Origin of the sequence: Arthrobacter sp. H35-D1 (assembly GCF_030063185.1) — a bacterium.
In the GTDB taxonomy this organism is placed as follows: Bacteria; Actinomycetota; Actinomycetes; order Actinomycetales; family Micrococcaceae; genus Specibacter.
In genome coordinates this window covers 82,952-97,000 of the sequence record NZ_JASISP010000003.1, presented here as the reverse complement: position 1 = coordinate 97,000, position 14,049 = coordinate 82,952, and the positions used below count along the sequence as shown (strand labels likewise).

General features: G+C 57.7%; 14 protein-coding genes. 9 read left to right on the top strand and 5 right to left on the bottom strand.

The annotated features are described in order from the left end of the window. Positions 1 to 81: 81 nt before the first annotated feature. The 3 genes from QMG25_RS05600 to QMG25_RS05590 all read right to left on the bottom strand — a co-directional run bounded on the left by QMG25_RS05600 (position 82) and on the right by QMG25_RS05590 (position 4,251). Positions 82 to 840, bottom strand: coding sequence for a hypothetical protein (locus QMG25_RS05600; RefSeq protein ID WP_283458091.1), 759 nt, complete (start codon positions 838 to 840; stop codon positions 82 to 84). Positions 841 to 1,509: 669 nt separating this feature from the next. After that, positions 1,510 to 2,310: a TIGR04255 family protein gene (locus QMG25_RS05595; protein ID WP_283458088.1), complete on the bottom strand. Its 801-nt coding sequence runs from the start codon at positions 2,308 to 2,310 to the stop codon at positions 1,510 to 1,512. A gap of 111 nt (positions 2,311 to 2,421) precedes the next feature. Next, positions 2,422 to 4,251 (bottom strand): GmrSD restriction endonuclease domain-containing protein, encoded by a 1,830-nt coding sequence (locus tag QMG25_RS05590; RefSeq protein ID WP_283458087.1) that lies wholly within the window; start codon positions 4,249 to 4,251, stop codon positions 2,422 to 2,424. A 644-nt stretch (positions 4,252 to 4,895) separates the two neighbouring features. On the opposite strand from QMG25_RS05590, the gene QMG25_RS05585 reads away from it, so the two are divergent. Beyond that, the gene (locus QMG25_RS05585; protein ID WP_283458085.1) at positions 4,896 to 6,809 is read left to right on the top strand and encodes a lipase family protein; all 1,914 of its coding nucleotides are present in this window, start codon (positions 4,896 to 4,898) and stop codon (positions 6,807 to 6,809) included. 68 nt (positions 6,810 to 6,877) lie between these two features. Here QMG25_RS05585 and QMG25_RS05580 read toward each other — a convergent pair whose 3' ends face one another. Then, positions 6,878 to 7,249: an IS1096 element passenger TnpR family protein gene (locus QMG25_RS05580; RefSeq protein WP_283458083.1), complete on the bottom strand. Its 372-nt coding sequence runs from the start codon at positions 7,247 to 7,249 to the stop codon at positions 6,878 to 6,880. 86 nt (positions 7,250 to 7,335) lie between these two features. Between QMG25_RS05580 and QMG25_RS05575 the strand changes: the two genes are divergently transcribed. From QMG25_RS05575 to QMG25_RS05565, 3 genes are all read left to right on the top strand, one after another. Then, positions 7,336 to 7,689: a helix-turn-helix domain-containing protein gene (locus tag QMG25_RS05575; RefSeq protein ID WP_283458081.1), complete on the top strand. Its 354-nt coding sequence runs from the start codon at positions 7,336 to 7,338 to the stop codon at positions 7,687 to 7,689. Beyond that, on the top strand, positions 7,682 to 8,971 hold the full coding sequence (locus QMG25_RS05570; protein WP_283458079.1) for a HipA domain-containing protein: 1,290 nt from the start codon (positions 7,682 to 7,684) through the stop codon (positions 8,969 to 8,971). The genes QMG25_RS05575 and QMG25_RS05570 overlap by 8 nt, the downstream gene beginning before the upstream one ends. Before the next feature lie 142 nt (positions 8,972 to 9,113). Continuing rightward, positions 9,114 to 9,647: a hypothetical protein gene (locus tag QMG25_RS05565; protein WP_283458077.1), complete on the top strand. Its 534-nt coding sequence runs from the start codon at positions 9,114 to 9,116 to the stop codon at positions 9,645 to 9,647. Between the two features lie 18 nt (positions 9,648 to 9,665). Here QMG25_RS05565 and QMG25_RS05560 read toward each other — a convergent pair whose 3' ends face one another. Further along, the gene (locus QMG25_RS05560) at positions 9,666 to 11,477 is read right to left on the bottom strand and encodes a plasmid pRiA4b ORF-3 family protein (RefSeq protein ID WP_283458074.1); all 1,812 of its coding nucleotides are present in this window, start codon (positions 11,475 to 11,477) and stop codon (positions 9,666 to 9,668) included. A gap of 137 nt (positions 11,478 to 11,614) precedes the next feature. On the opposite strand from QMG25_RS05560, the gene QMG25_RS05555 reads away from it, so the two are divergent. The 5 genes from QMG25_RS05555 to QMG25_RS05540 all read left to right on the top strand — a co-directional run bounded on the left by QMG25_RS05555 (position 11,615) and on the right by QMG25_RS05540 (position 13,361). Continuing rightward, entirely contained in the window at positions 11,615 to 11,803 is a 189-nt protein-coding gene (locus QMG25_RS05555) for a hypothetical protein (RefSeq protein WP_283458072.1), read from the top strand. Positions 11,804 to 11,806: 3 nt separating this feature from the next. After that, on the top strand, positions 11,807 to 11,953 hold the full coding sequence (locus QMG25_RS20500; RefSeq protein WP_502866361.1) for a DUF1016 N-terminal domain-containing protein: 147 nt from the start codon (positions 11,807 to 11,809) through the stop codon (positions 11,951 to 11,953). A 148-nt stretch (positions 11,954 to 12,101) separates the two neighbouring features. Next, positions 12,102 to 12,437, top strand: coding sequence for a PDDEXK nuclease domain-containing protein (locus QMG25_RS05550; RefSeq protein ID WP_283458070.1), 336 nt, complete (start codon positions 12,102 to 12,104; stop codon positions 12,435 to 12,437). Then, positions 12,428 to 12,724, top strand: coding sequence for a PDDEXK nuclease domain-containing protein (locus QMG25_RS05545; RefSeq protein WP_283458068.1), 297 nt, complete (start codon positions 12,428 to 12,430; stop codon positions 12,722 to 12,724). The genes QMG25_RS05550 and QMG25_RS05545 overlap by 10 nt, the downstream gene beginning before the upstream one ends. 268 nt (positions 12,725 to 12,992) lie before the next feature. Then, a complete protein-coding gene (locus QMG25_RS05540) occupies positions 12,993 to 13,361 on the top strand; it encodes a hypothetical protein (protein ID WP_283458066.1) in 369 nt (122 codons plus the stop codon). Positions 13,362 to 14,049 lie beyond the last annotated feature (688 nt).

Sequence of the window (14,049 nt, the reverse complement as noted above, 5' to 3'; positions counted from 1 at the left end):
TACCTAGCTGCGTCTCCGTGGCAAATGTTCCAGTGACCCGCTGTCAGTCAGATTCTTCTCCCACTAACCGATAAAGAGGGGCTAGCTGAAGAGCTGCTGGATTTGTCTCTGCACGTCACGCACGACGGACGGAGCGTCGTGCGGACTTCGCAGAAGTTCACGGCGAGAGGGAGGTCTATTAGCAGTTTCACTCAAGGCTCTCGATTCCATTATCGATGCACCCATGAACGCATCGAAGTTAGCTTCCTGCTCAATGACTGAACTTGCGCCACGCAACGCACCGGCCAAACTGGCCGCCTCCATCCAGTCTGTTTGGGCCTGCATTTCCAAGTCCAACGCTGCTGTGGCTGTCCGAAGCACGTCCACTGATGGTGCATATCGACTCAGATGGAAAATTAGGCGCTGCTGCATCTGCAGCCGTCCCTCAATTGAAAGCTGGCACACTCTGCTGCTGCGATTCAAACTAGCAGACGGGATCGTGCTGATCTTCATGAAGTCGGCAATGTGAGTGGAATGTCCTCCCCCAAAAAGGTCGGGCAAAGGCATAAGTTTGTTTCGGTTGGCCCACTTCTCCGGGGCACTGACTACCTTCTTTGAGCTAAAGACATCAACTTTTATCGCCGTTACAAATTCTCTGAGCACAGCACCCTCACGCATGGTGCACGGGTGCATGAAAAGCATGGCAAGCCCGGCATCATCGTCAGGAAAACCAGGCATAGTGATGTTCTCAAAGACGTCCCCTTGAGCATACGGAAGCCAAAATGGGACGCCATCTTCTTCGTCCCGCCGGTAGTCATAGAGTTCCGGTGGTGGGATAAGGAACTCAAGGACATCAGCCATGCATTTGCCTTCTATCGACGATTGCAGATTGTCCGTCGGCAGAGGCCTGCACCTCAAATTCGGAGGAGTAGGCCTCTCGCCATCCAGGCGATAGCTCGTCAAGGGCAATCGTAGGACTAATTGAACTCGAGGCTACATCCACCAACGTTGGCGCTGAGTTAGAACCGTACAGGTGCCGCGGTGTCACCGTATATCCATCGACTAGGGGGATTGAAATCCATCCGGCCGGTTCCTTGACTCCGACCTCATGCAAGACCCGGATAAATGCCAGGAGTTCTGCTACTCGCCGATGGTTTTCGCCGGACGCTCCCCCTGAGACTCTCCACTTACGCAGTGCTGGAACACTAATACCAACCATTCTGGCGACATCCGCCCACGCCATTCCCCAAACATTACTGAGCTCCTGAAGAGTATCCCGGATGGGGAGCTTTACAATCTCGTGGACATACGTAGCCAAGCTCTCTGCAAAAGTCAGGCGGTGCCCCTTCAACAGTTGGGCTGCATGTGCTTGATTCGACTGTCGCATTTGACGCCATTGCACATCGAGCATCCGGTCAGAAGTACCAGGCGTCTGCCCTAACAAGTCGAGAATGGACCACCCTGAGGTGGACTCAGCCCTGGTCATGGCACCTGTCATGTCTTGTTCAATCCATACAGTTCTAGCCATTGCTAACCCCTAAACAGTTCTCGTGCTGCATCCGTGATCGACCATTGGAAGATTTCTCCGATCGGGTCATGAAGCATAGTCAAGATGTTACGAATATCTTCGTTCTGGAGTAAAACGAAGTCAGCTGGCTCCCAAGCACTATCGACATCGAGTAAGAACATCTTGGTTTGCTCAGTGTCAGGACGGTGGAAGGGCAGATCGGGCCCAACGACACCGGCGCCGACGAACTCGCCCCACGAGAATGCGATACGACGTTCTTCGCTGGCTTCGTAAACTACGTTTCCGCGAACCATATCAGCACGAGCCATCCCATAGGCCTCGACAGGCGCCAACAGCGCTTGATTGATCCATGGTTCCCAACCGTCCGAGTGGTCCGGCGGTGAAGGCACCCGGACTTCATCGATAAAACGTAAGCCCACTCGTTGGACTACAACAGAATCCACAATCTCACTTAATGCGTGCGCGGCAAGTTCAACTAGCTCCGCAAAACTTTGAAACTCACCATAAGTTGCTCCTGACATCGAAACGCTCAACGACGTCTGGTTGAGAGCCGTGGTGACACTCTTATTTAGAGTTGTCGCCCGAATCTGGTGGATCGTTTCAACCTGCGGTGCTGCCCCATCTTGGATCGTGAAATTGTTAAGTGTCTGGTTTTCCAAGACCGGGAAGTGCTGGCGGATTTTTTCAGCGAACTGGTCCCGCGTGGCGGCATCGTTTAGTCTGGGTTCATAGTTTAGACGAATCTCTGCTGTGACAATGGCGAGAGGGGCCCTTGCGAAGACCTCTCGGTTTGCATATGTCATACAATCTCCTGATTTGTAACTACAACTGTAACCAAAAGTCTAACCGATCTATCCCCGTCAGGGAACAGCGTAACCCACGATGGCGCTGGGGCCAGGAAACGCCGTCGCACCTTAACCAACCAGCACTGCTTCTTCCCATTCCGCAGCCTCTGCTACATCAGTTGTCGTCTGGACCAGGACGGGCTTACCCATCGCGCCGCCAATGACTTCGAGAAGCGCAACCTTCCGCGCCTCGAAGAAGCCGTCGAAATCACCGGACTCCAGAAGTTCCACGGGAACGAGGTGCGAACGGATAGCGTCGCGGACCTCATCAAGATCCACTTGCGCCTTGGCCGCTAGCTCCCCTACATACTTGCTGGGCGCCTTGGCGGAGATGAAACGGTTCGTCGCCGCTGAAATAGGCGTCTTATTCACGATGCTCTGCACGTAGCGGTCATCGATGCCGTTATCAACGCACCACTTCTGCGGGAAGATGTGGTGAATGTCTACGCCAAAATCTTGGTAAGAGCCCTGATTGATGGTCTGGTTGTTGACCCAATCCTTGACGTTGCCGCCCATGGTCAGTGCATAGATTCCCTTGTAGGCCGCAGAGTTACGGGTCCTTAGCGTAAACAGCCGCGCCGGATCGAAAGATGCACCAGCCACCGTCCCCGGCTCATTGCCACCACGTACCCACTGCTCAACTTCTTCAAGATCACGTGCAAACCGTGTTTCAACAGCGCCCCCATACAGCTCTCCCAGCACGCCGCACCAGTACCACTGGTTCAGCAGCTTCGAGACACCCATCAGATCGGCTTCAGTGCCCAAGGTAACTCGCAGGGCCGCCAAGGGCACCAGCTGGGTGCGGTAGGGGATGTCTTTCCGCTTGAAGATGGACTGGTTGTTCAGGAACTGACCGGCCCAGATGAAGGCTTTGGTGAGAGGCTCGGCCCAGGTCCTGTAGTCGTCAACTGTGAGCTTGAGGATGTCCTTGCGCTTGCAGGTGATGCCGGGGCGTTTCTCATCATTGCCGAGGTGGTCCATACGGCGCTGCCGGCTGGCCAACAGGCTCACTGCTTGAAGGAAATCAGTGTTCTCCACGCTTCCGAGCACATCATGGGCCGCTACCATTCTCTTTTTTCGCTCTTGCCAGTCATCGTTCAGCCGGAAGTCTGCGCTTCCGGCCGCGAAGGTTGCAGTGAGCAGCTCGAAGACGTTGAGTGCCACACCGCCTGTGTTGACCTTCTCGAACACCGTACAAACGGCCTCGCGCGAGGTAGTGTTCCGCAACTCGATCACGGGCACCTTATAGTTTTGGAGTGTTCGAAGCGGCCCGGCGGTAAAGGCAGTGAACTGCTGGAACAAAGGCTTGTCTGCGGGTTGAACCTGCTGGGACACCCTGAGCATGTAATCCATCAGGAAGTCCTGATCGAAAATCCGATTCAACGGATAAGCCCCACCTACGACCTCAAGATCGGTGGTTGAATAGTCCTCGTCAATTTTCCTGCCGAAGTCCGACTTGATCATGCGGTCCTCGGGCACAAAGAAAATGGCGTCATCTTCCATGTCCAGGTCTTCATCCAACGACTCGGCGATGCGGATGTAGAACCATCCGCGCATCGCTTTGCCGCGGGTGTCGGTTGTATCCACCGCGTCATGACTCTTCAGCGATTGGAAAAGTGATGTTAGACGCTGCTGCCCGTCAAGCAACAGCCAATCTGGCGACGTATTCTCCGTGTGCACGCCGGAAATTGGCCGGACAGCAAAGTTCACCTCCTCTGATCCGGTCTCCAATGCCATGACAACTCCCACCGGAAGGCCCTTGGCCAAGCTGGCCAGCAGACTACAAATCCGATCAACGTCCCACTTCCATGGCCGTTGAAAATCCGGCAACTGAATTTTGCCGGTCTGGACACTGTCCAAGAGTTCCCGCAGGTCCCTGATTGGGCTGTCAAACGACATTAATCCTCCTCGTGGAGTTTCCTGACACCATTCGGAGACGTCACACTTTATGCAGGTTACTTGATAGTTGCGCGTCCGTTCCCACCGGGCCCGACAGGAATGCCATGTAACCCACGAGGAAGTACGATCCAGAGTCGTCCTTTGGCTTTTGCGATCCCATTCGACACATCTGACCGCCCGATTTCACGGCGTCGCCCTTGACCGCCCAGCACAGGCGTTTCCGCTGCGACGCCGCCGCAAGGGGCGGTAAATGTGCCTGAATCACGTCACGAACCTTATCGACGTCGACCCCCAAAGTGCTGGTGAACGAGAATGTCAACCATGCGCTGCTCGGCGCTCCGACTTACAAGGCAACCGCGTCGGAGAGCGCGGAGAGCGAACGTCTCAGGCGTTGCGGCTGCCATAGGCATGCATCAAAGATTGCGAGAGGCCCTGATTGGGTGCCAAGATCCCACACATTGAAGCATGAAGCATTGTCAGCTCCACTCGTGACGAGACCGCCAGCGCACTGGACGACTTTGACTCACACGCCCGTCATAATACGGGCGGGGACTTAGTCCCGAAATTGTGCGGGTATTCTGATCTTCAAGTACCGAAGCATCCGACGTTGGGTGCGCACATTAGCACCATGATGGGGACTCGTCTTGACTGAAAAACCTGTTCTACTTTTCTTGCACGGTGTGGGGGGCGGAGACCCGGAGGGCCAATGGAGGGCAGCGCTTGATGAGGCCTTGACACGCTCCGGATATCCGAGTCTCGACGCGGTTAGCGTTATCGCCCCCAGGTTCGCGCATGCGCTCAAGGAGTTCGATGAACCTGAACCGATTCCCGCGCGGACCTTCAAGGCACTCAGCCGTGACGCTGCCAAGCTGAATCGGAGGGACTTCGAGCGCCGCCTTGCCGCCATTGAACACCGGATCGGCCGGCAAGATCAGGAACACCTCATCAATGAGGCTGTTGCGAACGTAGTAGCACCTGCCCATATCCTAGTTGCGGATGCGGCAGTAGAAACCCGGTTCTTTAAGCAAGCCGCGAACTACTTGAACAGCAAACAAATCCGAGCCCAAGTCCTAAACCGCATCTTGGCCGTCGTACCAGAATCCGGCAAGCTTGTCATTGTCGCCCATAGTTTGGGGTCCGTGATCGCTGCCGATCTGCTGCTACGGCTACCAGCGGATGTTGAAGTCTCCGCCATGGTCACCATTGGCAGTCCCTTGGCCAGCGGGAGATTCAAGCTCGATGATTTGCATGACGCACTGGCCGATCCGCCATCCCATCTGTCATGGTGGGTGAACTTCAGGAATGCGTGGGATCCGGTGGCAATCAGGCGTGGCCTGTCTTCCGTATTTCCCTGGATGTTGGACCATGCGATCAACACAGGATACGACCCAAACCCAATAGCCCCTCATACCGCAAGTGTTTACCTGAAACACAGCACCGTAGCGGACACCATTGGATACGCGGTCTTCGGTTCCAGGTTCAAGGAGATTGCCTTCGTTGAAAGAGGCGTGGAAATCTCGCTCAATGAGGTTGAGAGTAAGACACTGCTGGGTTTGCGCTACTGCCATCTCATCAAGAATGAGTTGAGCGGTGACATAAGGCGCCGCTACCTTGCCGCGCTGCGATCCGTTCAGGCTCAAGCAGTGGCTGATGTCCGCACGCACAACGCATCCATCAAGAGGCCCATTCCATCACAAATAGCACGGCTCGACTTTGACTATGCCGACAGCACTTCACTGCTGCCGGAACCGACGTTCAACCGCTCGGGAACATCAAAAGAGGAGGCCGTGACACTGCTGACGGCCGTTGCTGTGACAAACGTTATTGCTCCTTTCGAAATCACAATTTCGAGAGACATCGAACAGGCGGCGCTGGAAGAACTGGCCTCGGAGATGGGACTAAGACGGCAGTTCGGTTCCGATGTCCTAGAAGCCGGCAAACGTGCCCAAGGCATCCTGCGATACAGCCAGAATCTGCAATGGGTCAAGGTCGGGGCTTTGGTGGCCGGTACAGCGGCATTGGTCGTGGGAACGGGCGGGCTTGCCTTGGCAGCCGCCCCAGGCCTTGCAGGTGCAGCTGTTATCACAAGCGCTTTGGCCAGCTTTGGTCCCGGCGGGATGATTGGAGGGCTGATAACAGCTGGAGCCCTGGTGGGTGGCGGCGGGCTATTGGTCGGTTCCGGAGGCGGAACCATGGTGACCGGTCTCGCAGGGGACGAGACCAGCGTCGATCAATTTGAAGGATTCCTTGCCCTGCAAATGGCCGCTGTAACACTGCGGCAGCAACACAAGATCGACAACCATCCCTCCGTGTGGCAGTTACTGACAGAGATTGAAACCAGGGTCAGCCGGCAGCATGAACGTCTTGATGAAATTTCTGACCCAAAGGCCCCGTCTGTTACAGCCCTTGCCAAGAAACGGATCATAGTGAAACGGGCGCTCAAATACATGAGTGACAATGGCTTGGAACCAGGTGATCCTGAGATGGCTGAACCGGACAGCAACCCCATTGAAAGACGCGGGGCAAGGTTTATCCCCCAATTTCAGCGCACCAAGTAATATTCCCCTTCTCCAAGCTTCCTCCAAATTCAATTTGAACTTGGAGGAAGCTTGGAGAAACAACTTCGCTACCAATAGCGGCAGGCAAGTTGCGGCTGAAAGGCGAGTGCCGTCGTCGTACTTTCCTCAGAACCTCTCGGAAAGGATCTCGTCCACTCCGTCCTGGTCAAAGCTCTGGGGATCAAACGCTTCACCCTCTTCAGGCCCAGCCGTCCCCGGTATTCGCTGTGTTCCTCGTGGGAGGGATTGCTGACGGCCTCCACCATGGATTCCCAACCCCACACCCCGCCGCCATCCTCGGCAGGCCCGGCAGCCTCGTCAAGCGGCATCGGATCATCGAAATCAAACTCGGCCAGCGTCAGGTCGGAGCGGACCAGCAGTCGGCGCCACACGTGCGGTTTGGAGCCCTTCAGCATGACCTTCAGCTGCAGGATTTCCACCTTGGAACTATGTATGTATTCAAAAACGATACATTAATAACTTTTTGACTCAATGTACTCACTATCGAGTGCATTAGGATGATATTGTGATTGTGTACTTTGTATCGGGTACACAAAGACTCACGCAGCAAGGAACTCTGATGGTGACTACGCCAGCAACAGCCAGACTTGGTGCTTCGATTCGCAGCCGGCGAATCACCTTAGGCATGTCACAAGTGGAACTCTCAGAGCAGCTGGGCATCTCGCGGTCAAAGATCAGTGCCATGGAAAACGGTCGTTTCGGCAGTGCCAGGCTACTTTTTGAGGTGACTGAGGCCATTGGGCTCGACATATTCATGCTTCCCCGCGAAGACAGAAACGCTCGCGAGATACTTCAGGTCCAAGAGCATCAGCAAAGCTCGACCAAGGGAACTCGATTGAGGCGTTCAACCGATGGGTGACACCCTTGAGGTCTGGTTCAACAACGTTCATGTGGCCGAATTGACTTCGGATGGCCCAGGCGGCGGCGCGTCACTGACATACGCTTCTCAGGCACTGAAGGACTTTGGCCCCGGTTTCCCACTCTTGTCTGTGCGCCTGCCCGTCAGACTCGAAATGTACCCGGCGACGCAAACGCGAGCCTTCTTGGAAGGGCTGCTCCCTGAAGACCAGATCCGCGCGCAATTTGCCAACGCGGCCCGCGTAAGTACCGACAACACCTTTGAGCTGCTGCGCGCTTATGGATTGGACTGCGCCGGAGCCATCCAGATTGTCACCCCCGACTCTGCGGACACTTCAAGAACGCCGGGTGTCCGTTGGCTGAGCAGCGATGAGCTCGCTGAGGTCGTTTCAGATCTTCCGTCGGCTCCACTTGGTATTTCCGCTGCCCCCGGCGTCCGCTCCAGCTTGGGCGGGCTTCAGGGAAAGCTCGTGGTCGTCGTCGAAGGCGACCGTATTGGAATCCCACTTAACGGGCAAGCCTCGACTCACATACTCAAGCCCGCCAGACTCACCGAGAAGGGTCAGGAGCGTTGGCCTGGCATCGCCCAGCTGGAAACCATGGGACTTCGCCTCATCAAAGCTGTTGGCGACGCTGGGGGTTCCGTTAGAGCCTCGGATGCTCGGGTTATCGACATTTCCGGACGATCTGGCCTCCTTGCTACCCGGTTCGACCGGAAAAAAGATGAATCAGGGCTGCTGCAACGTATTCATCAAGAGGATTTCGCTCAGGCTCTCGGTATCAAGGAAAAATATCAGCAAGATGACCTCACTGCTCCCCGGCTTCTCGACTTTGCCACGTTACTGAGGGTCAATGCAACGACTCCTGCCGTTGCATTGACCCAGTTGCTGGAAACGGTGACGCTCAACGCCGCCATCGGCAACTGCGACATGCACGCAAGAAACCTGGCACTGCTTCTCGACAACGGAATAATCGGCCAGACACCAGCCTACGATGTGGTCCCCACAGCAGTCTGGCCCGACCACAACCGAGAATTGTCCCTGCGCGTTGGCGGCGAAGCCTTTCTTGACGACCTTAGGGGCGAGCACCTCCTCGCCGAGGCGACAAGCTGGGGCATGCGACGCCCCCTTGCGAAGAGGATCATCAACCGCGCACTGTCAACGCTGGAAGAAGCACTGCCCACAGTCCGGCAGGCCGCAATCGTCGAGGACTGGGATCATCCACTTCTGGATTCCGTGGTCGACGATTCCCTTGTCCGCATAGAGAGCCTGCAGGTTCTTTAGCCAACCCACCCCAGCGCAACCCCAGTTTGCGCTGGGGCTGGGGGCCCGGCGTCGTACCTTAACCAACCAGGACTGCCTCTACCCATTCCGCAGCCTCCGGTCCGGCGAGCGCCCACGCCGTTGCCAGTGTTAGTCTGCCGGGGTGACGAAGACACTGACATGGAACTACGTGGTCCAAACCATGGGCATGGACAGCCGCCTCCCAGCCTTGGCCGCCACCGCACTGACCCTTGACAGCCTTGGGCAATGGAATTCCGCTTCAGCCACCGTCAACTATGAAACCGACCAGTGGCACTTTCACGATGGAAAGCACACTTGGTCCCACAGCCGGGAGGACGGCTGGACCATCAGCAACGGCGTGATCACCATCCCGGTGTCCGGCGATCGCGAGGGTTGGAAACCGGAGGCCCTCAAGCTCTTCTTCCCGTCTGAGCTGCCGATTTGGGGCCGTGAATCGGACGAATGGCTGATCGCCGACGCCAGGGCCGACGGCGATGAAGTCCACCTGACGCTGTTGTTCCTGGCCGATCCAGACCTAATGGCCAGTGCCACCATCAGCCGACGCTGGCGCGTGGCCACCGCATTCATCACCCCCTGGGAAGAAATCGAGTTGGCGGACATCATGCCTGCACCGGCAGCCGCGGAACCCATTCAGGAAGCGCTCTTCGAAATGTAGGCTTTTCGGTCACCGGGATCAGTACATGCCGGCGAGTTCCTCGTTCAGCTCGTCCTTGTCGAATGCCTTCGGGTCCAACTTCTCTCCGGGCTCCAGTCCCAGCCATTCCCGGTATTCTTTGTGTTCCTCGTGGGAGGGATTGTTGACGGCCTCCACCATGGATTCCCAGCCCCACACACCTCCGCTGTCCTCTGCCGGACCGGCACCCCGGCCGCCGGTACAGCGCACGGCGGGGACGCCGTCGTCGTGCGGGAGGATCTTCTCCACGGTGATGGCGTGCTGCCAGTTGTCGCCAAAGTCGTAGACGTAGTCCATCTTGTCGTTCTCGGCGGACAGGATCGCGCCGAGGGACACAGCTGCCTCGTCGAGGGGCATCGGGTCGCCGAAGTCGAACTCGGGTCCCACCGGCCCATAGGCCGTCCCGTTCCAGCCACCCACGCGGAACTCGTGCAGGTGGGAATCCGTCCACGCAAACGACACCTGCAGGACACGGTGGAACTCGGCCAGCGTCAGGTCGGAGCGGACCAGCACGCGGCGCCACACGGGCGGCTTGGAGCCCTTCAGCATGATCTTCAGCTGCAAAATGGGCGCCGGGGCGGAGTTTTTCCGCTTGCGGGCTGGCTTCTTGGGCTGCGGCTGCGGCTGCGGCGCCCAAGGATCGTCGACACTGCCGTCCTCCTCAGGGAACGCCCCTTGCAGGACGGCCATGACCGCCGGCACCAGCGCGGGCGGCACCGCAATGACACCGTCCAAGGTGACCAGACCCAGTTCGGCCAGCTCATCCATCCGCTTCTGCACGGTTCTGGCCCCGAATTCGTCAAGGCCCAAGGCCTGCAGTTTGGCCGGGTCCGCCAGTGCGGCCACCGGAACCGGCGCCTGCGCGCACGCCGCGTACAGGATTGACGACTGGGCCATGGCAGCAGGCCTGACCCACGGAGCCCATTCCACCTCGCCCATGACGGCGATGGCCAGGAAGCGGATAATGAAGCCGCCCAAGACTTCACGCCGACAAGGACGCCCGGGCTCCAGAAATTGCCTGGCCAGCACAGTGGGCCACACCTTGGTGGAGCCAATGTCGATGAGCCCGGACGCTTCCAAGGCAATCCAGATCTTTGTCAACAAGGGGACTTCGGTCATGGACTTCACCGTGGGGACGGATTCCGCGGACGCACCGTCACCGCCAAATAAAGGCGCCTGCTCCTGCTTGGCATTGGGCATTGCACCCTTGGCAGCCACGCCCACGGCGGCCGCGGCGCCCTCCACTTCCTTCAACCGCAGTGCGCCCGTGGACGTCACCGTCCTGCCGTCGCCCAGCCACCTCAGAAATGCGTCCAAACGGCGCGAGAGTTCGGTGCCTTCAAGGCTGGCCAGCACCTCCTCCGGCGTCAGATTCGGAGCAACTACGTCCGGCAGCACCCTTTCCGCGCCCATGTGAAACAGCTCGTCGACGGCGTTGAAGTCCTCATCCGTGCCAGTCCAGGCGTCCGTTTTGCCGAGGAATTCGATGTACACGTGGATGGCGTCGAATGCGAAGTCGCGCCAGTCTTCTTCGTCGTCGTGTTCGGAGAGGGCCGCCTCCATGGCCAGCCCAAACGGGATGGGTTGGAACCTGGTGGGCTCCGACGAGGGTGATGCGTGGAAATATGCGGCAACCAGCACCTTGACCGGGCCGAGGAGCACCAGAGCGTCTTCGGCAGGTACGTTCTCCGTTTGTCGGCACCAGTCAACGAACGCCGGGGTGATGGCGTCCACGGCGCGGATTGCCCGCAGCTCACTGACCGAGGTCAGCTTGCGGCTGGTATTTTTTGGGCGTTTGGTTTTCTTGGCCATGGATCCTCCATGTTGCGAGTTGGTCACTGGTCTCGACGGTCCAGTCTAGCTTTTTCGGCTCTTCCACCCCATCCGCCGTCTTCCTTGTCAGACCCTCCGCGTATGAATGGAAGTGAACTCAACGTTGAGGAGGAACCATGACACGGGACCTAGCAAGCAATCTCCATGACCTCGAAGGGCCAGGCGCTTGGTTCCCGACGACGCCGGTACGCGGTGCGATACCGGGTTGGTATCCAGGCCTGTTGGACGCCGTGGCCGGACATGTTTTTGCCGGGCTTGCACGGGCCATTTCCACCGCAAACCAGGAACTTGTTGGCAGCTATTAGGCTATCGGCAAGGATCTCCTTGAGAGGGAAGGGTTGGAGGGATGGGGCGCAAAGGTTGTCTTGCGTCTCTCGGCGGACCTTGGAGAGAAGATCCCGGGCACCCGTGGATTCTCGCCCCGCAACCTGCGCCACATGAAGCCGTTTGCGTAAAACATGGCCCGATTTTCCAATGTTGCAAGCGCAGCTTGCAACATTGCCGTGGAGCCGCCTTGTCCTTCTTATGGAGAGGCTCTCCGACCAAGCAATTACGACTCTGGTACGCAGCGGCCACGGTGGAAATGGCTGGTCCAGGGATGTCTTGGCACACCAAATCCAGACGCGGCTGCACGAACGCTCCGGCCAGGCCGTCAGCAACTTCACGGCGACGTTGCCTTCGCAGGACTCCGACCTGGCCCAGCAACTCACCAAGTACCCCTACGTCTTAGATTTCGTGGCCATGACTGACAGGAGCCGTGAACGCGAGCTCGAGGCGCAGCTGGTCAAGCACGTGCAAAAGTTCCTGTTGGAATTTGGCCAGGGGTTTGTCTTCGTTGGCGAACAAGTTCGACTGGTCATCCGTGTCGAGGAATTCTACGCTGACCTGCTGCTCTGCCGGGCCACGTCCCTTCCGGCCGATATGTCGTTGTGGAACTAAAAGCCGGCAAATTCAAGCCCGAACACCTAGGCCCGCTAAATTTCTATGCCGCTGCAGTCAACGACTTGCTCCGGCTGCCCCGCCAAGCCCCAACTATCGGAATTCTCGTGTGCGGATCCAAGAACGACAGCGCCGTGCGCTGCGCACTGGAAGGTTCGACCCAACCCCTTACCGTGGCCTCCTACCCCTACGAAGCACTTCCTGCTGATGGGCAGGCCATCTGGCCATCTCCGTCCGCCATCAGCGCGGCCTCGGGGAACGACCCCTCGAGCACCCCCAAGACGTAGTACGGATGACTGCTCACCACCAAAATTTTGGGTAAATATGACCTGGTGTCGATTCTCCGCATCGGATGACACGCAGCAGATCGTAGTGTGCTGTTGACCTGTCGCATATAAGCCTTGCGTATTGAGCGTTCGATGTGACAGGGCAGGGATCTTTTTTGCGTTACGGAAGCATTTCTTTTTCGCAACATTCGCACGTCGCGTGCCGTCGCGACCACTTGCCCGCATAGCGTGGAGAAAAGTTCGCCTGTGAACGCTGTTGGGAGCCATCATGGAAGTACTGTTATCTAATTCCTACACCATGGTCTTTGTTGGGACCGTCATGGTCGGCGTACTTATGTTCGCCGTCAGTCTTGTGGCCTTTCTAGCGCTGGCTCTGGTTGCCTTCAGCATCCACGGGCTGGTCATCTTGTCCCGCAAGATCGTCACCTCGGTGTTTTCCCTCGCCGACCTGGCCTCCAAGCAGCCCGCTGCAGCCTCTAGTTCAGCCAACACCAGTGCAGGTTCCACCCGGCCCGCCGCGGTGAATACCGGGACGTCGAAGTCCTCCGTATCCACGGCCACCGCGCCCCAGACCATTTCGGGGAACGTGACTGCAAGCCCAGCTGGCACACGCCCGACAATCCCTGCGGTCCTGTAGCTGCCGTCCTTGTTGCCAAACTGCAATGCAGTCGAACTCCCGCAACGGCATCAACGACACTCGGGGCCAAGGGAACCTCAGACAGCCCCCAAAAATCCTGCTGTTCCTGAAAATGTCGTAAACCGTCCAGTTGGGGTGCCCACAAAAGGACGTAAGCCGGCGAACGACGACCTGCCGGGATCAAGCATTGTGGCTCGGACCAGTGAGGTGGCAAATGGCCTGATGAGGTGAGCCACCAACACCGCGGGGTCTGGTTCGTTATGAGTTCAATGGGCTTGGGTTTTTGACATGGCGGGCCGGGAAGTCTCGAGGTACCCCGATTGGGAGATGATGTACGCGACCGGCCTGACCGTGCGCGAATCAGTCGGCCGTTGCCACCATAAACGAATCACCGTCCACCGGCACCTCCAAATCTGCGAACACTACCAACCCGGGCACCGTGCCGAACATGAAGCAGCCCTCGCCGCTGGGAATCCCGACCGCCCCAGCACTGGATGCGCCGACATCGCAAGGAAGCCCAAGATTTTATAGCCACCCAAGGCTGGCGCAGCCGCGCATAAAACCATTCCCCACCAGGAGGAAACTGGACCATGGGGACCAAAGCTTCTCTCGTTTTCGACCTCGTGACGCCCCAATTTTCGAACAACATCCGATGGGTTAAAAGTCATGGGCAGCGTGCAACGCTCAA

Bases quoted from the DNA above. Each gene is read 5' to 3' on its own strand.
- QMG25_RS05560 (WP_283458074.1), bottom strand. From the start codon at position 11,477: ATGGCCAAGAAAACCAAACGCCCAAAAAATACCAGCCGCAAGCTGACC.
- QMG25_RS05600 (WP_283458091.1), bottom strand. From the start codon at position 840: ATGGCTGATGTCCTTGAGTTCCTTATCCCACCACCGGAACTCTATGAC.
- QMG25_RS05570 (WP_283458079.1), top strand. From the start codon at position 7,682: ATGGGTGACACCCTTGAGGTCTGGTTCAACAACGTTCATGTGGCCGAA.
- QMG25_RS05540 (WP_283458066.1), top strand. From the start codon at position 12,993: ATGGAAGTACTGTTATCTAATTCCTACACCATGGTCTTTGTTGGGACC.
- QMG25_RS05590 (WP_283458087.1), bottom strand. From the start codon at position 4,251: ATGTCGTTTGACAGCCCAATCAGGGACCTGCGGGAACTCTTGGACAGT.
- QMG25_RS05595 (WP_283458088.1), bottom strand. From the start codon at position 2,310: ATGACATATGCAAACCGAGAGGTCTTCGCAAGGGCCCCTCTCGCCATT.
- QMG25_RS05555 (WP_283458072.1), top strand. From the start codon at position 11,615: ATGACACGGGACCTAGCAAGCAATCTCCATGACCTCGAAGGGCCAGGC.